The following is a 21648-nucleotide window of genomic DNA, read 5'->3' as shown; positions in this document are numbered from 1 at the left end:
TCCCTTATTTTTGTACTACGATATTTTCCTGGGAAGGATCAACATGCTGCAATTGCAGCTTTTCTGTTGCGATCCGCTCGACCCGGCTGTGATCGCCGAGGGCGTTTTCTTCAAGGATCAGGTTTCGCCATTCAATATCCAGCGCATCGCGTTCCAGTACCATCTGCTCGCGTTGCGCAGTCAATAAACGTGTGTGGTGGGCTGTCGTCACCACCGTTACTGCCGTCACAATGATGCAAATGAACAAGCAGAGTGGCAGCTTCCCAAACCGCAAAAGATCGTCGCCGATCACGCCAGGCAAGGCATGGCGCTCGTTGCTTCCTAACGAATCCTTAACTTTGCTTAGGGTCTCTGTCACTCTGCCGATCATGCGTTCGTCCTCTCTGCAATACGCAGCACTGAACTACGGGCGCGTGGATTCTCTGCCACCTCTTCTTCGCCCGGCATCAACTTGCCTAATGCTCGCAACTGACGGCCCCCCAGCTTCCTGAGTTGTTCTTCCGTCATCGGCAGCCCTGCTGGCACCTGTGGACCGCGGCTTTGTTCACGCATAAAGCGTTTCACAATACGGTCCTCCAGCGAATGGAAGCTGATGATGGACAACCGCCCTCCCGGGGCCAGCACGTCGAGCGAGCTTTTTAGCGCCAGCTCTATTTCCTCCAGTTCACTGTTTACCCAGATGCGAACCGCCTGGAAGGTACGGGTCGCGGGGTGTTTGTGTTTATCCTTCACCGGTGTTGCCGCCGCAATCACCTCGGCCAGCTCTTTCGTGCGGGTCATCGGCTCAATACGATTGCGCTCAACAATGGCGCGCGCGATGCGCTTGCCAAAACGTTCTTCGCCAAAGGTTTTGATCACCCAGGCGATATCGGCTTCATCTGCGGTCTGTAACCACTCGGCGGCAGACTGACCGCGCGTGGGATCCATGCGCATGTCCAGCGGGCCGTCGCGCATAAAGGAGAAGCCGCGTTCAGCATCATCAAGTTGGGGTGAAGAGACGCCAAGATCGAGAAGAATCCCGTCGATCTTGCCCGTCAGGCCGCGCTCAGCTACGTAATCCGCCAGCGCAGAGAAAGGTCCATGCACGATGGAAAAGCGTGGGTCATCGATGGTTTGCGCAACAGCAATCGCCTGCGGATCGCGATCAATTGCCAGCAGACGTCCTTCCGCTCCAAGCTGGGAGAGGATCAAACGCGAGTGGCCACCGCGACCAAAAGTGCCATCAATGTAGATGCCGTCCGGACGAATATTCAGGCCGTTGACGGCCTCATCCAGCAACACCGTTGTATGTTTATAATTTTCCATCATATTTATAGAGACAAGTCCTGCAGCCGTTCCGACAAGGTAGCGGAATCAGACTGCTCAGCGTCGATATCTTCCTTGACCTGTTGATACCAGGTCGTTTCGTCCCACAGTTCAAACTTGTTGAACTGACCGACCAGCATCACTTCTTTGGTCAGACCGGCATGCTGCCGCAGCACAGGCGCAATCAGTAATCGCCCTGCACTATCCATCTGACACTCACTGGCATGCCCCAATAACAACCGCTGCACGCGGCGTTCCTGTGGGTTCATGCTCGACAGTCGCGACAGCTTTTGCTCAATAATTTCCCATTCAGGTAAAGGGTAAAGCAGCAGGCAGGGGGAGTTGATGTCAATGGTGCAAACCAGTTGACCCGAAGCGTTCTCGATCAGCTGGTCGCGGTATCGGGTTGGTACCGATAAACGCCCCTTACTGTCGAGATTGACTAACGTTGCTCCACGGAACATGCCAGTCTCACCCCTCCTCACCACTTTAACCCACAAATTCCCACCTAAAGGAGTTTACGGAGCGAGGGAAAAGCTTGTCAAGCCAGGACTCTCTCTATACGAACCCGAAAGGGCTCTATTTACAGAGATAAACAGTCCTGGTTAATAACTGCACAACTGGCGAGGCAAAATTAACGTTATGAATATTTGTAAGAAAAAAACCGAATATGCACACTAGCGTTAAGGCTCACTCAATATCATCGCATCGAAATATAAAGTGTCAGTTTGCGACGCGGGCAGCATTTTAAGACATATTCACAGGGGATAACAGCGCCACATTCACCACAATGCGCAATGAACGAACCGACTGGCAGGCAAGCACGCTGGAGCAGGGGAAAAACGTCTGAATATTCATCGACCGGGCAGCTTTGTAACAAAACAATACAAAGACAGGCTTTATAAATCGTATAAATGTTCTTTCAAAGGCATTTTAAAAAGCCTGAAAGAATAAAAAAATAGCAGGTTCTGATTCCTAAGGAATCGTCCTAATTTTTCTCCGGGAATTATTTGACAGAATTATCCAGAAAAAAGAGGGGGCAATTTTCGCTATCCCCCTCTCATTTCATTAATGGCGGCTTAAAATTCCGCGACGGTAGAGATTACGTTTGATGCGCGTCAGCCCCGGCTTCGGTTTACGTGGTTCATCAAGGCTCGCGAGAACGATCTCCAGCACGCGCTCCGCCACATCACGATGGCGCTGCGCGACGGCCAGGACCGGACATTGCAGGAAGTCGAGCAGTTCGTTATCACCGAAGGTGGCGATAGCGAGATCGGAAGGCAGCTTACCATCCCGACGCAAAGTGACATCCATCACCCCCTGCAGCAACGCAAATGAAGTGGTGAACAGCGCCTGAGGCATCGGGTGCGTCTCCAGCCATTTCTCGAACAGCTGCGCAGCGGCTTCGCGTTCATAACTGTTGGCATAAAGGTAGTGAACCTCGCGCGGGTCGTCTTTCCACGCCGTTCTGAAGCCTTGCTCACGCAGGAAACTCACAGAGAGCTCAGGCAACGCCCCAAGATAGAGCACGGTTTCAGCCGGGAAGGTTCTCAGCTCCGCGGCCAGCATTTCCGCGTCATCCTGATCGGCACCAACGACACTGGTAAAATGCTCTCTGTCCAGGGCGCGATCCAGTGCAACGATTGGGAACGGATCGTTCGCCCAGCGTTGATAGAAGGGATGCTCAGGTGGCAAGGAGGTCGAAACGATGATCGCATCAACCTGACGCTGGAGCAGATGCTCAATACAGCGCATTTCGTTATCAGGCTGATCTTCAGAGCAGGCAATCAGGAGCTGATAGCCACGCTGGCGAGCCTGACGTTCAAGATAGTTAGCGATGCGGGTGTAGCTGGTGTTTTCCAGATCGGGGATCACCAGACCAATCGATCGGGTGCGCCCGGCACGTAAGCCCGCTGCGACAGCATTCGGGTGGTAGTTGTGCTCACGAACCACCGCCATGACTTTCTCAACGGTTTTGTCGCTGACACGGTACTGCTTTGCTTTACCGTTAATCACATAGCTGGCCGTAGTTCGTGACACGCCGGCTAGCCGGGCGATTTCATCCAGTTTCACAATTGCCCCTTAAAAAAAGAAAAGAGTCCATGGCCCTGTCAAGGTTATGGTTAAATCTTTTAACATCTAAACGCAGAATAGCTTTCGCGGCAACCGCTTTTATCTGTGTTATCGGCGTATTACGCAAAAAAAAGCCCGGCTTTGGTGACCGGGCTGAAAGAGGCGAACCTTATTGTCTGCTAACGCATGATTTTCTCGCCGCGCGAAAGGCCGACAACGCCCGACCGCGCAACCTCAACAATTTTTGCCACATCCCTCACGGACGCAAGGAATGCGTCCAGCTTGTCACTCGTTCCCACCAGCTGAACCGTATATAAAGAAGGGGTAACGTCAATAATCTGCCCACGGAAGATATCCGCGTTGCGTTTAACCTCTTCACGGCCATAACCACTGGCCTGAATTTTCACCAGCATGACCTCACGTTCTACATAGGCCCCCTGCCCCAGTTCGCTCACGCGCAGAACATCGACAAGTTTGTGTAACTGTTTCTCGATCTGCTCAAGCACCTTGGCGTCGCCGACGGTCTGAATCGTCATGCGCGACAGCGTAGGATCCTCGGTAGGGGCAACGGTCAGGCTCTCAATGTTGTAGCCGCGTTGTGCAAAGAGTCCAATAACGCGTGACAGTGCACCAGACTCGTTTTCCAGTAATACAGATAATATCCGGCGCATATCAGGTTCTCTCCGTTTTACTTAACCACATTTCGTCCATACCACCACCGCGAATATGCATCGGATAAACGTGCTCTGTGCCATCAACAATGACATCCATGAAAACAAGGCGGTTATTTTTGACGTGTTCAAGCGCTTCAGCAAGTTTCGCTTCCAGCTCTGCCGGCTCGGTCACCCGCATCCCGACATGACCATAGGCTTCGGCCAGACGAACAAAATCCGGCAGCGATTTCATGTAGGAGTGAGAATGGCGTCCAGAGTAGATCATATCCTGCCACTGCTTCACCATACCGAGATAACCGTTATTCAGGTTCAGAACCAGAACCGGCAGTTCATATTGCAACGCGGTGGAGAGTTCCTGGATATTCATCTGAATGCTGCCGTCTCCTGTCACGCAAACGACGGTTTCATTCGGCAGCGCAAGCTTCACCCCCAGTGCGGCAGGTAACCCAAAGCCCATTGTCCCCAGACCACCAGAGTTGATCCAGTGACGTGGTTTATCAAACGGATAATAAAGCGCGGCAAACATCTGATGCTGACCTACATCTGAGGTGACATAGGCTTCACCTTTCGTCAGACGCCAGAGGGTTTCGATCACCGCCTGCGGCTTAATGTTTTCGCTTTGGGTATCGTATTTCAGACACTGACGTGCTCGCCACAACTCGATCTGTTGCCACCAGTCGCGGATCTCATCCAACGGTTGTGAAGGGGTTTCCTGCGATAGCAGATCCAGCATTTGCTCCAGAACCTGTCGCGCATCCCCAACGATCGGCACATCCGCCGGCACCGTTTTCGAAATAGACGTAGGATCGATATCAATATGCAGCACGGTGGCGTTCGGGCAGTACTTCGCCAGATTGTTGGTCGTGCGATCGTCAAAGCGCACGCCAACGGCAAAGATCACATCCGAATGATGCATCGTCATGTTGGCTTCATAGGTACCGTGCATGCCCAACATACCCAGAGCCTGGCGGTGCGTTGCCGGGAAGGCGCCCAGTCCCATCAGTGACGAGGCGACAGGAAGATTCAATTTTTCGATCAGCTCACGCAGTTGCATTTCACAGGCTGAGTTAACCGCGCCGCCGCCGACATAGACCACCGGCTTTTTCGCAGCCAGAAGCGTGTGTAACGCACGTTTGATCTGGCCTTTGTGGCCCTGTGTCGTTGGGTTGTAGGAGCGCATGCTTACCGTTTCCGGCCAGACATACGGCAGCTTGTTTGCCGGGTTAAGAATATCTTTTGGCAGATCGACCACCACAGGACCAGGACGCCCACTGGCTGCCAGCCAGAAGGCTTTTTTCAGTACGCCGGGAATGTCTTCAGTTTGCTTCACCAGGAAACTGTGCTTCACAACGGGGCGTGAAATCCCCACCATGTCGCACTCCTGAAATGCATCGTAGCCAATCAGTGACGTTGCGACCTGCCCGGATAGAATGACCAGCGGGATGGAGTCCATATAGGCTGTCGCAATGCCGGTAATTGCATTCGTCGCGCCGGGGCCGGAGGTGACCAATACCACGCCCACTTCACCCGTCGCACGCGCCAACCCGTCAGCCATGTGCACTGCCGCCTGCTCGTGGCGCACCAAAACATGGTCAATGCCGCCTACCGTATGAAGCGCATCATAAATATCCAGAACTGCGCCTCCAGGGTAGCCGAACACCTGCTTCACGCCCTGATCGATTAACGATCGGACGACCATTTCCGCGCCAGACAACATCTCCATGCTTTGCCTCCAGGCATTTTGTTATAGACGAACTGCAGAATTCATTTCCACACCGTCTTACGATCGTGATGAACCAATCTTATATATTGCAGAGTGATCGTTACCTTAACCGCTCGTTTTGAGGCAGGCAATTAGCAAACAGGACGCGGCAAACGGGGTCAGAAGCACAAAAAGCAGCGTTACAGGGAGGATATGGTTAATTCCACTGTGATTCGTTCGTGAGGTGATAAATCATCGCTGAAAAGCGCAACCTTTCAGGAAATCATCTATTTTTGCGAGGCTGGCAGCAGCCAGAAAAAATAACAACAGCACAAAATACCGAAAATGAAAAAATATGCAGGATAAACCACACGCGCCGATGTGATTTATCCTGACGCGCTTATCGGCGGCAAATGCTAATAAGCAATTCTTCCATCCACTGATGGCCTTTATCCCGGCCTGCGGCTTCATGCCAGGAAAGATAACAGGTACGGCTATTGAGCTTGAGCGGCAACGGCAGAATTTGCAGATTTAAGGGTTCCGAAAACTCCTCCGCCAGCCAACGCGGGGCGATAGCGACCAGATGGGTCTGGGAAACCACATTTAAGACGCTGACCATGGCCATTCCCTGATAAGCCACGCTCGCCTGTTTATCCGCAGTGTCATACCACGGCAGACTAAATGAGGCGTATCGGTCGAGGGCAACAACAGCGTGCTGCTCGTTATAAACATCACTTTCGCGCAGCGGCATATTCATTCGTGGATGTTTTTTGCTGGCGACCAGTACCATTTCATCTTTAAACAGCGGTACACAGGAAAATTCCGGACGACGGAACTCTTCGTATCCCAGAACGAATTCTGTTTCCTGATATCGAAGCTGATGTTCTGTGTTCTGATTAAGAGAAGATTTAAATACCAGTTGAATATTGGGCGCAATTTCTTCGACTTTATTGTAGATCACGGACGTCAAATAATTATCTAACGGGCTACATACACAAAGATGGAAAACACGCTCACTGCTTAAGGGCTCAAAACCCGATCCCGGCAGCTCATTTTGCACCAACTGTAACGCCTGGCGGATAGAGCCAAACAGCTGAAATGCACGCGCCGTGGGTTGAATCCCTCTGCCATAACGAACAAACAATTCGTCATTAAACATCACTTTAAGCCGGGATACCGCATTGCTGACGGCAGGCTGCGACATCCCCAGAGACTGCGCTGCCCGCGTGATATTCTGTTCCTGCATCACCGCGTCAAACACGGTCAACAGATTGAGATCCACGGTGCGTAACTGAGGTTTAACCCCATTATAACCCTGAGGTTGATTAATATTATTTTCTGGCACTCCTGGCTCCACTGTCACGCTAAACTCCCTTTGCCAAATTACAGTAATAATTTCGAAAAATATGATTTACCATGCAGATACAACCAGCGAAAGAGAATTGTTTAAAATTCGGAAAATATAAAGAGCGCATCATCAAAAGGGTGACTTCGCCCAGGTCATTGATGGTGAGATGAAATTCCGCATAAATGATATCAATGACATTATGGTTTGCATGAAACCATAATCAAGACAAATACACAATCGCCCTTCGGTTAATGATAACTTAAGTATTATTAAACTATTCACGTGAGCCATGCCAAACAATTAACAAACTCGCATCATTGCTCACGCTTTATTTACTGCATTTTTATTTGCAGCACTAATAAATCAATGAAATTAAAAACAATTCTTCTCAGGGCTCATCCATTACAGACGTATGTTGAATTGATACTAATTATATTTAAATCGTTCCGGAGATGAATCTCCAGTCCAAAAATAGACTTTTCAAAAGGCATGAAAGATAAAAACCAGCACAATTAGCTAAATAAAATTCTCTGGAACATCGTGCGATCGGGGTCGTTTTTGTTGTCAGGGGTTGACATCCCCCCCCATATCCAGTACCACTAAAAGCATATTGAATTTAACGGAGCACGATTCATGATTCGCACCATTCGTTTCACCGGTCTACTACTACTAAACGCATCTTCTGTGCGCGGTAGACTGGCGGGCGAAATTCAGCGTTGAATCGTCACCAGTAAGACTAAAAACCCGCGCCACTGCGCGGGTTTTTTTATGCTCGTAGCAAGGCGCCCTAAGACTGACAAGGACCTAACCCATGAGCCAGCAAGTCATTATTTTTGATACCACTTTACGTGACGGTGAACAGGCATTACAGGCGAGCCTGAGTGTGAAAGAGAAGCTGCAGATTGCGCTGGCTCTCGAACGTATGGGTGTCGACGTGATGGAGGTGGGTTTCCCGGTCTCTTCTCCGGGTGATTTCGAATCGGTACAGACCATCGCCCGTACCATCAAAAACAGCCGCGTCTGTGGCCTGGCACGCTGCGTTGAGAAAGATATCGACGTTGCCGCCGAGTCACTGAAAGTGGCTGAAGCATTCCGTATTCATACTTTTATTGCCACCTCTCCCATGCATATTGCCACCAAGTTGCGCAGCACCCTCGACGAGGTGATTGAGCGCGCGGTCTACATGGTCAAACGCGCGCGCAACTACACGGATGATGTTGAATTCTCATGTGAAGACGCAGGCCGCACGCCAATTGAGGATCTGGCACGCGTGGTGGAAGCCGCCATTAATGCCGGGGCCAAAACCATCAACATCCCGGACACCGTCGGCTACACCATGCCGTTTGAGTTCTCCAACATCATTACTGGCTTGTATGATCGTGTACCAAACATTGATAAGGCAATTATCTCAGTTCATACCCACGACGATTTAGGCCTGGCCGTCGGCAACGCCATCGCCGCTGTTCACGCCGGTGCCCGTCAGGTAGAAGGTGCGATGAACGGTATCGGGGAACGCGCAGGCAACTGTTCCCTGGAAGAAGTGATCATGGCGATCAAAGTGCGCAAAGACATCATGAACGTGCACACCCGCATCAATCACAATGAAATCTGGCGTACCAGCCAGACCGTCAGCCAGATTTGCAACATGCCGATCCCCGCCAACAAGGCGATTGTCGGTACCGGCGCATTCGCGCACTCTTCCGGTATCCACCAGGATGGCGTACTGAAAAACCGCGAAAACTACGAAATCATGACCCCGGAATCGATCGGTCTGAACCAGGTTCAGTTGAATCTGACCTCCCGCTCCGGCCGTGCGGCAGTGAAACATCGTATGGAAGAGATGGGTTACAAGGACAGCGATTACAACATGGATCAGCTGTACGACGCGTTCCTGAAGCTGGCCGACAAAAAAGGTCAGGTGTTCGACTATGACCTGGAAGCACTGGCCTTCATTAATAAGCAGCAGGAAGAGCCAGAGCATTTCCGTCTGGATTACTTCAGCGTGCAGTCCGGCTCCAGCGATATCGCCACGGCATCCATCAAGCTGGCCTGCGGGGATGAGATAAAAGCGGAAGCGGCAAACGGCAATGGTCCTGTCGATGCTATCTACCAGGCGATTAACCGCGTCACCGAATACGACGTGGAGCTGGTCAAATATGACCTGACGGCCAAAGGCCATGGCAAAGATGCACTCGGTCAGGTGGATATCGTGGTCAATTATAACGGCCGTCGCTTCCACGGCGTGGGTCTGGCGACCGATATCGTCGAATCCTCTGCGAAAGCAATGGTGCATGTCCTGAACAATATCTGGCGCGCCGCTGAAGTCGAAAAAGAGTTGCAACGCAAAGCTCAGAATAAAGAGAACAACAAGGAAACCGTGTAATGTCGAAGAATTACCATATTGCTGTGTTGCCGGGTGACGGTATTGGCCCGGAAGTGATGGCACAGGCGCTGAAAGTACTGGAAGCCGTTCGCTCGCGTTTTGCGATGAAAATTACCACCAGCCACTACGACGTGGGCGGTATTGCTATCGATAATCACGGTACGCCGCTGCCAAAAGCAACGGTAGAGGGCTGCGAGAACGCCGATGCCGTCCTGTTTGGTTCCGTGGGTGGCCCGAAATGGGAACACCTGCCACCCGCAGAGCAGCCAGAGCGCGGCGCGTTGCTGCCGCTGCGTAAACATTTCAAGCTGTTCAGTAACCTGCGTCCGGCAAAGCTGTATCAGGGTCTGGAAGAGTTCTGCCCGCTGCGCGCGGATATCGCCGCTAACGGCTTCGACATTCTGTGCGTGCGTGAGCTGACCGGCGGGATCTATTTCGGTCAGCCAAAAGGCCGTGAAGGCAGCGGCCAGCATGAAAAAGCGTTCGACACCGAGGTCTATCACCGTTTCGAAATTGAACGTATCGCCCATATCGCTTTTGAGTCTGCACGCAAACGCCGCCATAAAGTGACCTCTATCGACAAAGCGAATGTGCTGCAGTCTTCCATCTTATGGCGTGAGATCGTCAGCGAAGTTGCTAAGCATTATCCTGACGTTGAGCTGTCGCATATGTACATCGATAACGCGACAATGCAGCTGATTAAAGATCCGTCCCAGTTTGACGTGCTGCTGTGCTCCAACCTGTTCGGCGATATCCTCTCGGATGAGTGCGCGATGATCACCGGCTCCATGGGCATGCTGCCGTCAGCGAGCCTGAACGAAGAAGGCTTTGGCCTGTACGAGCCTGCTGGCGGCTCCGCGCCGGATATCGCAGGTAAAAACATCGCTAACCCGATTGCGCAGATCCTCTCCCTGGCTCTGCTGCTGCGCTACAGCCTGGATGCAGGCGATGCGGCAACCGCAATTGAGAACGCCATTAATCGCGCGTTAGAAGAAGGCGTCCGTACCGGTGATTTAGCACGCGGCACGGCGGCAGTCAGTACCGATGAAATGGGCGACATCATTGCCCGCTATGTCGCTGAAGGGGTGTAATCATGGCGAAGACGTTATATGAAAAATTGTTTGATGCACACGTTGTCTATGAGGCACCAAACGAAACCCCACTGCTCTATATCGACAGGCATCTGGTACACGAAGTGACCTCCCCACAGGCATTTGATGGGTTGCGTGCGCACAAACGCCCGGTACGTCAGCCGGGTAAAACCTTCGCGACAATGGATCACAACGTTTCCACCCAGACCAAAGATATCAATGCGTCGGGCGAAATGGCGCGTATCCAGATGCAAGAGTTGATCAAGAACTGTAACGAGTTTGGCGTCGAGCTCTACGATCTGAACCATCCGTATCAGGGTATCGTTCACGTGATGGGACCTGAGCAAGGGATCACCCTGCCCGGCATGACCATCGTCTGCGGCGACTCCCATACCGCAACGCACGGCGCGTTTGGTGCACTGGCGTTCGGTATTGGCACCTCTGAAGTTGAGCATGTTCTGGCTACGCAGACCCTGAAACAGGGCCGAGCCAAAACCATGAAGATTGAAGTGAAAGGCAAAGCCGCGCCGGGGATCACCGCGAAAGACATCGTGCTGGCCATCATCGGTAAAACGGGCAGTGCCGGCGGCACCGGGCACGTAGTTGAGTTCTGCGGTGACGCTATTCAGGCGCTGAGCATGGAAGGTCGTATGACTCTGTGCAATATGGCCATCGAGATGGGGGCCAAAGCAGGCCTGGTGGCGCCGGATGAAACCACCTTCAACTATGTAAAAGGGCGTCTGCACGCGCCAAAAGATCAGGATTACGCTGACGCCGTCGCGTACTGGAAAACCCTGAAAACCGATGATGACGCGGTTTTTGACACCGTTGTTACCTTGCAGGCGGAGGAGATTGCCCCGCAGGTGACCTGGGGAACCAATCCGGGTCAGGTCATTTCCGTGAATGACACTATTCCCGATCCGGCCTCATTTACCGATCCGGTCGAACGCGCCAGTGCCGAAAAAGCGCTGGCGTATATGGGTCTCAAACCCGGTGTGCCGTTGACCGATGTGACCATCGACAAAGTCTTTATTGGCTCCTGCACCAACTCGCGTATCGAAGATTTACGCGCTGCGGCGGAGATCGCCAAAGGCCGTAAAGTGGCACCCGGCGTGCAGGCGCTGGTTGTGCCAGGCTCCGGCCCGGTAAAAGCGCAGGCGGAAGCCGAAGGCCTGGATAAGATCTTTATCGAAGCAGGCTTCGAGTGGCGCTTGCCTGGTTGCTCCATGTGTCTGGCCATGAACAATGACCGCCTGAATCCGGGCGAACGTTGTGCCTCCACCAGTAACCGTAACTTTGAAGGTCGTCAGGGCCGCGGTGGACGCACCCACCTGGTCAGCCCGGCGATGGCCGCCGCTGCGGCAGTTACCGGCCATTTCGCCGATATTCGCAGCCTGAAATAAGGAGACAATCATGGCAGAGAAATTTACCCAACATACAGGCCGGGTTGTCCCTCTGGACGCCGCTAACGTCGATACCGATGCGATCATCCCGAAGCAATTTTTGCAGAAGGTCACCCGCACCGGATTTGGTGCTCATCTGTTTAACGACTGGCGTTTTCTGGATGATAAAGGTCAGGTACCTGACCCGGAATTTGTGCTGAATTTCCCGGAATATAAAGGCGCCTCCATTCTGCTGGCACGGGAAAACTTTGGCTGCGGCTCCTCACGCGAGCACGCGCCATGGGCGCTGACCGATTACGGCTTTAAAGTGGTGATCGCCCCGAGCTTTGCAGATATCTTCTACGGCAACAGCTTCAACAACCAGCTGCTGCCGGTGACGCTGAGTGACGAGCAAGTGGATGAATTGTTCGCGCTGGTTAAGGCAAATCCGGGCATGTCGTTTGAAGTGGATCTGGAAGCGGAAGTGGTGAAAGCCGGGGATAAGACCTACAGCTTCAGCATCGATGCCTTCCGTCGCCACTGCATGCTGAACGGTCTGGACAGCATTGGCCTGACGCTTCAGCATGAAGACGCCATCTCCGCATACGAGAAAAAACAGCCTGCGTTTATGGGCTAAAGGCAATGGCCCGCACGATGCGGGCCATTGATAAGGGTGCGTTGAGGCTCAACCACTCTGGAGGGGCGGGGAACTTTCCCCGCCCATACCGCTAACGTTTTGCTTCGTAAGCCAACACTGCTGCCAGCTCTGTTTTCTCCTGTCTGAAATGCAGTTCACACAGTGAATCACGCACCATCCAGGTGAAGATCAACAGCGTTGTACAGATCAGAAACAAACCTAACAGCAGAGTACGTTTTGGCATTCCAGCCTCCTTATTGCTTTTCGGCAATGAAGAGACTAACCTCGCAATGTTGGTTGTGAAGTTGGTCTCCCCATCAGTTTTTTGATGTGGGACTCTCCACTGTTTGCCTCTTGCGAAAGCCTGAGGCAAACAGCCTCAAGCACCCGCCACGCATTCTATGTGTCTTCTTAAACTCTGTCAGAAAATGGTTTCATTTCGTGAAGGCGCCTTCCAGAATCAGACGTCTTTTACGCGCCAGGTCAGCATCAGCGTGACAATCGACGTTAGTGCAATCATCCAGTACACCGACCCATGTCCATAGCTTTGCGACAACGCCCCCTGAATCACCCCCGCCAGAATTACCCCTGTGGAGATACTGTTGGTAAAGAGTGTGGTCGCCGACCCCGCCCGCCCGGGCATTAAATCCTGGAACCAGAGCATCCCTATCCCGGCCACGATCCCAATAAACACAGCATTAAACAGCTGCAGCGCCAGCAACGCCTCTCGTGAATGGAAGAAAATCAGCCCCAGGTAAAAAAGCACTCCGGCCGCTACGGCTATCAGCATCATCCGGCGTTTCCCGAGATGTTTGACGTAGTATCCCGCCAGAATCATCGCCGGAATTTCCAGCCCGGCGGCCGTCCCCATTAAGATCCCCGCGAGCTTATCCGGCAGACCCAGATCGCTGCTGATCCACAGCGGCATATCGATGATATACATGGTGTTGCAGGTCCACATCAGCGTGGAGGCGATAAACAGCATACGGACGTTTTTATCCTGCCAGCCGCTCACCTGAGTAATGGGTTTATCCGCTGTCTGTTCGACACGCGCCACTGACGGCAGCACGAAGGCAATCAATGCCAGGCTAATGGCAAAAATCCCCGCAGCGATGGAAAACATGGCGGTAAAACCGTAATTCAACGCCAGCATAAAGGCCAGCGGCGGACCAATGACCCATGCAAGAGAGAGCTGCGCACGCATCACCGAGCTAAACATCACCACTTCCCGCGCCGAGTTGTCGGCATATTCCCGGGCAAGCGCGAACAGCTGCGGCATGGCGGTGTTCGCCAGCGAGGCCAGCAGCACGCCGCAGGTGATCAGCGTCAGGTAGTGACGATTAAAGGCAAACAGCAGTGCGTTACCCACAGCCATGGCGCAACAAAATAGGATCAACTTGCGGCGATCGCCCTGGCTGTCGGATCGTTTCGCCAGCCCCAGGCTCACCAAGATCCCGGCGATGGCGTTCACGGTATAAAACAGGCCGACCCAAAACGGCTGCGCCCCCACCTCCCGGCTGAGAAAAAGACTCAGCGTCGGTGCCTGCAGCGCCCCCGCCACGCCCATCATAAAGGCCACCAGCATAAAAGCGGCATACACGCCGTTCAGGCGTCGCCCCATCGTCATTAACCAGAGCATCTGCAAGTCCTTGTGAAAGCGAATCGAATTGGGTGAAAGAATAAACGAAAAAAGCCAGCAAAAAACATTTTGCTGGCGGGTGATAAGCACCAATACTCAGTCACACATGATCGAGGCGAGTTAGCGAGAAGAGGTCGGTTTCGTAACGTCCCACTGCATCAGTTCTTCTAACATTTTCAGCCGTTGCTCAGCACACTGACGGGCCAGCCAGGACGTTCCTTTTGTCGCTGAAAAGTACTGCTGATAAAACTGACGTGCGGTAGACCTCTTCATAATGTACCTCCTCACTTCATCGGGAATCATTATTGGCTTAATATAGGGATTAATAAATTGCTGATTTTTTGTCAGGAGTTCCCCTTTTATGCCTTCTGGTCGTCTGCAACAACAATTCATCCGCCTCTGGCAGTGCTGCGAAGGGCAATCGCAGGAGACCACGCTTAACGAACTGGCTGAGCTCCTTAACTGCTCCCGACGTCATATGCGCACGCTGCTTAACACCATGCAGCAACAAACAGGGCTGGTTAAACTGGGAAGCCGAAGCGGGACGCGGCAAACGCTCACGCCTGACCTTTCTCTATACCGGGCTGGCCTTGCAGCAACAGCGAGCAGAAGACCTGCTGGAACAGGACAGAATCGATCAGCTGGTGCAACTGGTTGGCGATAAAGCCGCAGTGCGTCAGATGCTGGTCTCCCATCTTGGGCGGAGTTTTCGTCAGGGCCGCCACATTCTGCGGGTGCTCTACTATCGCCCGATGAAGAATCTGCTCCCCGGCACGGCCTTGCGCCGCTCAGAAACCCATATGGCGCGACAAATATTCAGCGGCCTGACGCGAATAAATGAGGAAAACGGGGAACTGGAAGCTGATATTGCGCACCACTGGCAGCAACTCTCCCCACGTCACTGGCGCTTCTTCTTACGTCCCGGCATCCACTTTCACCACGGCCGCGAGCTGGAAATGCGCGATGTCATCGCCTCACTGGAGCGTGCCCGCAAGCTTCCGCTTTATTCGCATATTTCGCGCGTTCACTCCCCCACCGCCTGGACGCTGGATATTGAACTGTCTCAGCCGGATAAATGGCTTCCCTGGCTGCTGGGGTATGTCCCATCAATGATTTTGCCGGGAGAGTGGGAATCGCTGCACAATTTTGCCAGCCAGCCCATTGGCACCGGGCCCTATGCCGTGTCGCGTAACACCAATAACCAGCTGAAAATTCGCGCGTTTGATGATTATTTTGGCTACCGGGCGCTGATCGACGAAGTGAACGTCTGGGTATTACCGGATCTCAATGAAGAGCTCAGCGCCGGGCTGACGCTTGAAGGCCCCACAACGGGCGAAAAGGCGGTGGAAAGCCGCCTTGAGGAGGGCTGCTACTACCTGCTGTTTGACAGCCGCACCCACCGCGGGGCCAATCAGGCGGTACGCAAATGGATCAGCCACGTCTTATCTCCCTCCAATCTGATTTACCATGCGGAAGAACAGTATCAGACGTACTGGTTTCCGGCGTACGGGTTGCTTCCTCGCTGGCATCATGCCCGACCTGCCCACTGTGACAAACCGGCAGGGCTGGAGTCTGTCACCCTGACCTACTACCGCGAGCATGTGGAGCACCGTTTTATTGCCAGGATCATGACCAGACTGCTGGCCGCAGAAGGCGTCCGGCTGGACATCAGGGAAGTGGACTATGACGAATGGCACCAGGGGGAACTGACCAGCGATATCTGGCTGAACAGCGCCAACTTCACCCTGCCGCTCGATTTCTCGCTCTTCTCACACCTGTATGAAGTCCCGCTGATCCAGCACTGTATCGATCGGGACTGGCAGCAGGATGCGGCGCAGTGGCGCGCGGGTGAGATGAACCTGGCCACCTGGTGTCAGGCGCTGCTGGCCGAACAGGCAATCGTGCCGCTGATCCACCACTGGCTGATGATCCAGGGCCAGCGCAGTATGCGGGGGTTACGGATGAATACGCTGGGCTGGTTTGATTTTAAATCCGCCTGGTTTGCGCCACCAGAGCCATAACACTTTCGTAATATTCGCCAAATCATTACAATAGCGCCGTTCTCAACGGGGTGCTGCATCACTGATGTGCGCTGAGATAATACCCGTCGAACCTGATCCGGATAACGCCGGCGAAGGGATTTGAGGCTGTCGCTCAAAATCCTTTGCCACTCAACCTTGAGGTGCAAAGTGTTAAAAAAAGTGCTTCCCCTGCTGGCGCTGTTTGCGCTGCCTGCTTTCGCAAAACCCGTCCTGACGGTCTACACCTACGACTCCTTTTCTGCCGACTGGGGCCCAGGCCCGGTCGTCAAAAAAGCCTTTGAAGCCGACTGCAACTGCGAACTGAAATTCGTGGCGCTGGAAGATGGCGTCTCGCTGCTTAACCGTCTGCGTATGGAAGGTAAAAACAGCAAGGCCGACGTGGTACTCGGCCTGGATAACAACCTGCTGGATGCGGCCTCGCAAACGAAACTGTTCGTCAAAAGCGGCGTAGCGGCAGATGCGGTTAACGTGCCGGGCGGCTGGAAAAACGACACCTTTGTGCCGTTCGATTACGGATATTTTGCGTTTGTTTATGACAAAAACAAGCTGAAGAACCCGCCGAAAAGCCTGAAGGAGCTGGTGGAAAGCGACCAGAAATGGCGCGTGATTTATGAAGATCCGCGCACCAGCACACCGGGTCTGGGCCTGCTGCTGTGGATGCAGAAGGTATACGGTGATAAAACGCCGGAGGCGTGGCAGAAGCTGGCCGCCAAAACCGTGACCGTCACCAAAGGCTGGAGCGAAGCCTATGGCCTGTTCCTGAAAGGGGAGAGCGACCTGGTGCTGAGCTACACCACCTCCCCGGCTTATCACATTATCGCCGAGAAGAAAGACAACTACGCCGCCGCTGATTTCGCTGAAGGTCATTATCTGCAGGTGGAAGTGGCTGCCCGCACTGCCGCCAGCAAGCAGCCGGAACTGGCCGAGAAGTTTCTGAAATTCATGGTCTCCCCGGCGTTCCAGAATGCGATCCCTACGGGTAACTGGATGTATCCGGTGACCAACGTGACGCTACCTGCGGGCTTTGAGCAACTGACCAAACCGCAAACCTCGCTGGAGTTTACGCCGCAGCAGGTCGCCGCGCAGCGAGCAGCATGGGTAAGTGAATGGCAACGCGCCGTCAGCCGCTAATTCCCGGCTGGTTATTTCCCGGACTGCTCGCCGCTGTAGTGATGGTGGCGGTCAGTCTGGGTGCTTTTCTGGCATTGTGGTTTAACGCGCCAGAGAGTGATCTGCTCTCCCTCTGGCACGACAGCTATCTCTGGCACGTCATCCGGTTCTCTTTCTGGCAGGCGTTTCTCTCTGCCCTGCTGTCGGTGATCCCGGCCATTTTTCTCGCGCGGGCGCTCTACCGCAGACGCTTCCCCGGCAGGGAGGCGCTGTTGAGACTGTGCGCCATGACGCTGATCCTGCCCGTCCTGGTGGCGGTGTTTGGGATCCTGAGCGTGTATGGTCGTCAGGGCTGGCTGGCCGCCCTCTTTAACCTGCTTGGTCTGGAGTGGACCTTCTCCCCTTACGGACTCAAAGGTATTCTGCTGGCGCACATCTTTTTCAACATGCCCATGGCGACCCGGCTTTTTTTACAGGCGCTGGAGGCTATCCCCGGCGAGCAGCGTCAGCTTGCGGCACAGCTGGGCATGCGCGGCTGGTCATTCTTCCGCTTTGTCGAATGGCCGTGGCTGCGCCGTCAAATCCCTCCGGTTGCGGCGCTGATCTTCATGCTCTGTTTTGCCAGTTTCGCCACCGTGCTTTCTCTTGGTGGTGGACCACAGGCGACCACCATCGAACTGGCGATTTACCAGGCGCTGAGTTACGACTACGACCCCGGCCGCGCTGCGCTTCTGGCTCTGGTACAGATGCTGTGCTGTCTTGTGCTGGTCCTGCTGAGTCAGCGTCTGAGCAAAGCCATTCCACCGGGCAGTCATCAGATTACAGGCTGGCGCGATCCTCAGGACAGCCTGCACAGCCGAATCGCGGATGTGATGTTGATCGTACTGGCCCTGCTGCTGCTGCTGCCACCGCTGATGGCCGTTATCGTTGATGGCGTTAACCTTAACCTCGTCTCCGTGTTGCAACAGCCCGTCCTCTGGCAGGCGACCTGGACATCCTTGCGCATCGCACTGGCTGCCGGGCTATTGTGTGTCGTGCTGACCATGATGCTGCTGTGGAGCAGTCGAGAACTTTATGCGCGCCAGGCGCGCAAAGCCGGACAAGCGCTGGAGCTGACGGGGATGTTAATCCTCGCAATGCCGGGCATCGTCCTGGCAACCGGCTTCTTTTTATTGTTCAACAGTACGGTTGGTCTGCCGGAAAGCGCCGACGGAATCGTGATTTTTACCAACGCCCTGATGGCCATTCCCTATGCGCTGAAGGTGCTGGAAAACCCCATGCGCGACGTCAACAGCCGTTACGCTTTGCTGTGTCAGTCGCTTGGTATACAGGGCTGGCGCCGGTTAAAGGTGGTTGAACTGCGTGCGCTGAAACGCCCGCTTGCTCAGGCGCTGGCCTTCGCTTGTGTGCTCTCCATTGGAGATTTTGGTGTGGTGGCGCTCTTCGGCAATGAAGATTTCCGCACGCTGCCATACTGGTTGTATCAGCAGATCGGCTCCTACCGCAGTCAGGAGGGGGCCGTCACGGCGCTGTTGCTGCTGTTGCTGTGCTTTGCCTTATTTACCGTTATCGAAAAACTTCCGGGGCGCAATGTTAAAACTGACTGATGTCACCTGGCTCTACCAGCACCTGCCTATGCGGTTCAGCCTGTCGGTACGCCCGGGTGAGATGATTGCCGTGCTTGGCCCAAGCGGGGCAGGGAAAAGTACCTTACTCAATCTGATTGCCGGTTTTCTGCAACCGGCAAGCGGGTCGATAATCATTGAAAACAACGACCATACCTACACCCCGCCCGCCAGGCGTCCGGTCTCGATGCTGTTCCAGGAAAATAACCTGTTCACCCATCTGACGGTGCGGCAAAACATCGCGCTGGGTATGGATCCGGGGCTGAAACTGAACGACGCACAGCGCCAGAAGCTGGAAAAGATTGCCGGGCAGATGGGCATTACCACGTTTATTGACCGACTCCCCGGAGAGCTCTCTGGCGGACAACGTCAGCGCGTGGCGCTGGCTCGCTGCCTGGTTCGCGAGCAGCCGATACTGCTGCTGGATGAGCCCTTCTCTGCACTCGATCCCGCGCTGCGCCAGGAGATGCTCGCCCTGGTACAGGAGGTCTGCCAGCGTCAGCAGCTGACGATGCTGATGGTGTCACACAGTATTGAAGATGCCGCACGCATCGCCCCGCGATCGGTGGTGATCGCGGAGGGTCGTATCGTGTGGGAGGGTGAAACCGAAGAGTTGATGAGTGGCAAAGCAAGCGCGTCGCACCTGCTGGGGATCCTTAACGGCTGACCACCTTCAGCAGGATCTCACCGTACACCGGCATCAGCGGATGGCGAATCAGCGCGATCAGCGCCACGACGGCAACGCCCAGCGTCAGCGGCGCCAGCCACAGCAAGCGCGAGCGAGGCAGATAGCGCGTCAGACGATCGACATTCGCTTTCGCGCTGCGCCATAGCCGCCAGCACAACCATGCAGCGAGCCATAACAGCAGCGCTGTTGCCAGCAATAACCATTTAAAGCCACCGCTCTGCACATCGTCAGGAATATCAATTGCCGCCCCCGCCAGGATCCCCGGCAGGAAGTAGAACGGCGGCCAGAAGACGCAGCCGATAATGTTCGGCAAAACGAATTTTGCGACGGGCAGATCCAGCATCCCGGCGACCATCGGCACCAGCGGACGCGTTGGCCCGACAAAGCGTCCGACGAGTATCGTAAACATGCTGTGCTGATGCAGTGCATGCTCGGTTTTATCCAGCAACGCTTTGTTCTTCTTCATGAATGACCAGCAGTGCAGCGGTTTCTTGAAACGCCAGCCCAGCCAGAAGGAGATCCAGTCGCCCAGTAAGCAGCCGATCATACCGGCCAGCCATGCCTGCCAGAAATTGACCTCACCGCTGCCAATCAACGCGCCCAACGCCGCCATCATCACCGTACCAGGCAGGATCAGTCCAACCAGCGCCAGCGATTCCAGAAACGCCACCAGCGCAACGGCGATAAGCGAATACATAACGGACTGGGTAATAAAATGTTCCAGCAATGCCTGCATAACTATTCCGGTCAGAAAACGAATCAGGGATTCTGCTTAGCGCCCTGCATCGCGTCAAGACAACAATTGTCTGAATAGTTTACAGGTTGCTTCCGTTGTTCACCTGCTTGTTTATCTTTTTTTACCGTTTATTCACATCCCGCCCGGAATTCACTGGGGCTGGCGCCAGTGCATTTTTTAAATACGCGGGAAAAATAGAGCTGATCTTCAAAGCCCACATTGCGCCCTACGGTGGCAATGGGCATCCGGGTGGTGCTGAGCAGCAGTTTCGCCTGGCTGATGCGCTGATCTTCGCGCCAGCTCAGCACGCTGACACCCAACTGCTGCCGGAACAGATGCGACAGCCGCGACGGCGACAAACAGACATGCTGGGCCACGCTGGCGATATCAAACTGGCTGTCGGCCAGGTGGTCGCTGATGTACTGGCAGGCATCGCGCACACGATTATCCAGCGGCGGATTAAGCGACGCGTTAATCGCCTCCATCCGGCGCAGTAACACCTGTTCAAGCAAATTAATCGCCAGCAGCTCAGCGTAGCGCCCACCGGCCTGCCCTGCCTCTATGATCTGGGCAAACAGCTCGCGGAACTGGGCCAGATGAGCGTCGTCCGGGCGGTAAAAACCGGTGTGCGCAAAAATGGCTGGCCACGAAAGCCACTCCTGCCAGTAGGCGCGGGGGCGGAAGTAGACCCACTGGTGATACCACTCTTTGGCATCCGGATGACGCCCGTAATGGTGGATCTCACCAGGCGGAAACAGCAGCATATCGCCGGGACGACAGACGAACTGCTGATCGTTGTTTTTGATTATCCCTTCCCCACGCACGGTCAGGTTCAGAATGTACCCTTTCATCCCAAGCGGACGGTCAACGTAAAAATCGAGATATCCCTCAGCCTCGATAGGGGTCAGCCCCGCCACCAGGTGGGCGTTAAAAGAATAACCCGGCAGTAAGGGATCGTTTTGCGTTTCGGCCATAGATTCAGTTCTCCCAACGGTACTGAAGGAAACCAATTGTCCATATCGTTAAAAGCCGTATAAAAATGGCCTGCGACGAGATCCAAAAAGCATCACGTCTCTTTTACGTCCGCCATGTTTCAGCCTTTCCCCCTGATTTCTCCGCCAGAGTGGGCAGATAAGCAGTAACAAAAGTGTCTATAAGTGCGGCAGAAATGTCCACATTGAATATTTGCACGGCGTCACACTTTCCATCTCAA

At 54.1% G+C, this 21648-nt stretch carries 20 protein-coding genes, 1 pseudogene and 1 riboswitch; of the genes and pseudogenes, 9 read left to right on the top strand and 12 right to left on the bottom strand.

The window, feature by feature from the left end; all coding sequences use genetic code 11:
* Nucleotides 1-4: 4 nt before the first annotated feature.
* The 7 genes from ftsL to leuO form a co-directional block, all read right to left on the bottom strand.
* Complete coding sequence (gene ftsL / locus ACQG22_RS03660; protein ID WP_008501989.1) at nt 5-370, bottom strand: cell division protein FtsL; 366 nt, start codon at nt 368-370, stop codon at nt 5-7.
* The gene (rsmH, locus tag ACQG22_RS03655; protein WP_013095568.1) at nt 367-1308 is read right to left on the bottom strand and encodes a 16S rRNA (cytosine(1402)-N(4))-methyltransferase RsmH; all 942 of its coding nucleotides are present in this window, start codon (nt 1306-1308) and stop codon (nt 367-369) included. The genes ftsL and rsmH overlap by 4 nt, the downstream gene beginning before the upstream one ends.
* A gap of 2 nt (nt 1309-1310) precedes the next feature.
* Complete coding sequence (gene mraZ, locus ACQG22_RS03650) at nt 1311-1769, bottom strand: division/cell wall cluster transcriptional repressor MraZ (protein ID WP_014830641.1); 459 nt, start codon at nt 1767-1769, stop codon at nt 1311-1313.
* 604 nt (nt 1770-2373) lie between these two features.
* Complete coding sequence (cra, locus tag ACQG22_RS03645; RefSeq protein WP_013095565.1) at nt 2374-3378, bottom strand: catabolite repressor/activator; 1005 nt, start codon at nt 3376-3378, stop codon at nt 2374-2376.
* A gap of 179 nt (nt 3379-3557) precedes the next feature.
* Entirely contained in the window at nt 3558-4049 is a 492-nt protein-coding gene (gene ilvN, locus ACQG22_RS03640) for an acetolactate synthase small subunit (protein ID WP_008501994.1), read from the bottom strand.
* A 1-nt stretch (nt 4050) separates the two neighbouring features.
* Entirely contained in the window at nt 4051-5775 is a 1725-nt protein-coding gene (gene ilvI / locus ACQG22_RS03635; protein ID WP_102752746.1) for an acetolactate synthase 3 large subunit, read from the bottom strand.
* Nucleotides 5776-6154: 379 nt separating this feature from the next.
* Nucleotides 6155-7099, bottom strand: coding sequence for a transcriptional regulator LeuO (leuO, locus tag ACQG22_RS03630; RefSeq protein ID WP_013095563.1), 945 nt, complete (start codon nt 7097-7099; stop codon nt 6155-6157).
* Between the two features lie 636 nt (nt 7100-7735).
* Between leuO and leuL the strand changes: the two genes are divergently transcribed.
* The 5 genes from leuL (at nt 7736) to leuD (ending at nt 12595) form a co-directional block, all read left to right on the top strand.
* Nucleotides 7736-7822, top strand: coding sequence for a leu operon leader peptide (leuL, locus tag ACQG22_RS03625; protein WP_071830037.1), 87 nt, complete (start codon nt 7736-7738; stop codon nt 7820-7822).
* A 91-nt stretch (nt 7823-7913) separates the two neighbouring features.
* Complete coding sequence (gene leuA / locus ACQG22_RS03620; RefSeq protein WP_013095562.1) at nt 7914-9485, top strand: 2-isopropylmalate synthase; 1572 nt, start codon at nt 7914-7916, stop codon at nt 9483-9485.
* On the top strand, nt 9485-10576 hold the full coding sequence (leuB, locus tag ACQG22_RS03615) for a 3-isopropylmalate dehydrogenase (RefSeq protein ID WP_013095561.1): 1092 nt from the start codon (nt 9485-9487) through the stop codon (nt 10574-10576). The genes leuA and leuB overlap by 1 nt, the downstream gene beginning before the upstream one ends.
* A 2-nt stretch (nt 10577-10578) precedes the next feature.
* Nucleotides 10579-11979, top strand: a complete 1401-nt coding sequence (leuC, locus tag ACQG22_RS03610; protein WP_045292743.1) for a 3-isopropylmalate dehydratase large subunit — start codon at nt 10579-10581, stop codon at nt 11977-11979.
* Between the two features lie 10 nt (nt 11980-11989).
* Nucleotides 11990-12595 (top strand): 3-isopropylmalate dehydratase small subunit, encoded by a 606-nt coding sequence (gene leuD / locus ACQG22_RS03605; RefSeq protein ID WP_013095559.1) that lies wholly within the window; start codon nt 11990-11992, stop codon nt 12593-12595.
* A 91-nt stretch (nt 12596-12686) separates the two neighbouring features.
* Here leuD and ACQG22_RS03600 read toward each other — a convergent pair whose 3' ends face one another.
* The 3 genes from ACQG22_RS03600 to sgrT all read right to left on the bottom strand — a co-directional run bounded on the left by ACQG22_RS03600 (nt 12687) and on the right by sgrT (nt 14507).
* Nucleotides 12687-12839 (bottom strand): Hok/Gef family protein, encoded by a 153-nt coding sequence (locus tag ACQG22_RS03600; protein WP_010427008.1) that lies wholly within the window; start codon nt 12837-12839, stop codon nt 12687-12689.
* Nucleotides 12840-13055: 216 nt separating this feature from the next.
* Nucleotides 13056-14234 (bottom strand): sugar efflux transporter, encoded by a 1179-nt coding sequence (locus ACQG22_RS03595; RefSeq protein ID WP_013095558.1) that lies wholly within the window; start codon nt 14232-14234, stop codon nt 13056-13058.
* Between the two features lie 120 nt (nt 14235-14354).
* The gene (gene sgrT, locus ACQG22_RS03590) at nt 14355-14507 is read right to left on the bottom strand and encodes a glucose uptake inhibitor SgrT (RefSeq protein ID WP_013095557.1); all 153 of its coding nucleotides are present in this window, start codon (nt 14505-14507) and stop codon (nt 14355-14357) included.
* 88 nt (nt 14508-14595) lie between these two features.
* Between sgrT and sgrR the strand changes: the two are divergent.
* The 4 genes and pseudogenes from sgrR to thiQ all read left to right on the top strand — a co-directional run bounded on the left by sgrR (nt 14596) and on the right by thiQ (nt 19678).
* Nucleotides 14596-16255, top strand: a pseudogene (sgrR, locus tag ACQG22_RS03585) (HTH-type transcriptional regulator SgrR).
* Between the two features lie 36 nt (nt 16256-16291).
* Nucleotides 16292-16392: riboswitch (TPP riboswitch) on the top strand.
* Nucleotides 16393-16423: 31 nt separating this feature from the next.
* A complete protein-coding gene (gene thiB, locus ACQG22_RS03580) occupies nt 16424-17407 on the top strand; it encodes a thiamine ABC transporter substrate binding subunit (protein WP_369706569.1) in 984 nt (327 codons plus the stop codon).
* Entirely contained in the window at nt 17383-18993 is a 1611-nt protein-coding gene (gene thiP, locus ACQG22_RS03575) for a thiamine/thiamine pyrophosphate ABC transporter permease ThiP (RefSeq protein ID WP_045292748.1), read from the top strand. The genes thiB and thiP overlap by 25 nt, the downstream gene beginning before the upstream one ends.
* Nucleotides 18977-19678 (top strand): thiamine ABC transporter ATP-binding protein ThiQ, encoded by a 702-nt coding sequence (gene thiQ, locus ACQG22_RS03570; protein ID WP_038981187.1) that lies wholly within the window; start codon nt 18977-18979, stop codon nt 19676-19678. The genes thiP and thiQ overlap by 17 nt, the downstream gene beginning before the upstream one ends.
* Here the strand turns inward: thiQ and ACQG22_RS03565 are convergent.
* On the bottom strand, nt 19668-20435 hold the full coding sequence (locus ACQG22_RS03565) for a DedA family protein (RefSeq protein WP_045292750.1): 768 nt from the start codon (nt 20433-20435) through the stop codon (nt 19668-19670). The genes thiQ and ACQG22_RS03565 overlap by 11 nt on opposite strands.
* 128 nt (nt 20436-20563) lie before the next feature.
* Nucleotides 20564-21409: an arabinose operon transcriptional regulator AraC gene (gene araC, locus ACQG22_RS03560; protein WP_013095551.1), complete on the bottom strand. Its 846-nt coding sequence runs from the start codon at nt 21407-21409 to the stop codon at nt 20564-20566.
* Nucleotides 21410-21648: the final 239 nt, after the last annotated feature.

It is taken from the genome of Enterobacter cloacae complex sp. 309I3 (genome assembly GCF_050031595.1).
GTDB lineage: Bacteria > Pseudomonadota > Gammaproteobacteria > Enterobacterales > Enterobacteriaceae > Enterobacter > Enterobacter cloacae.
This window is presented reverse-complemented; position numbering and strand designations above follow the sequence as displayed.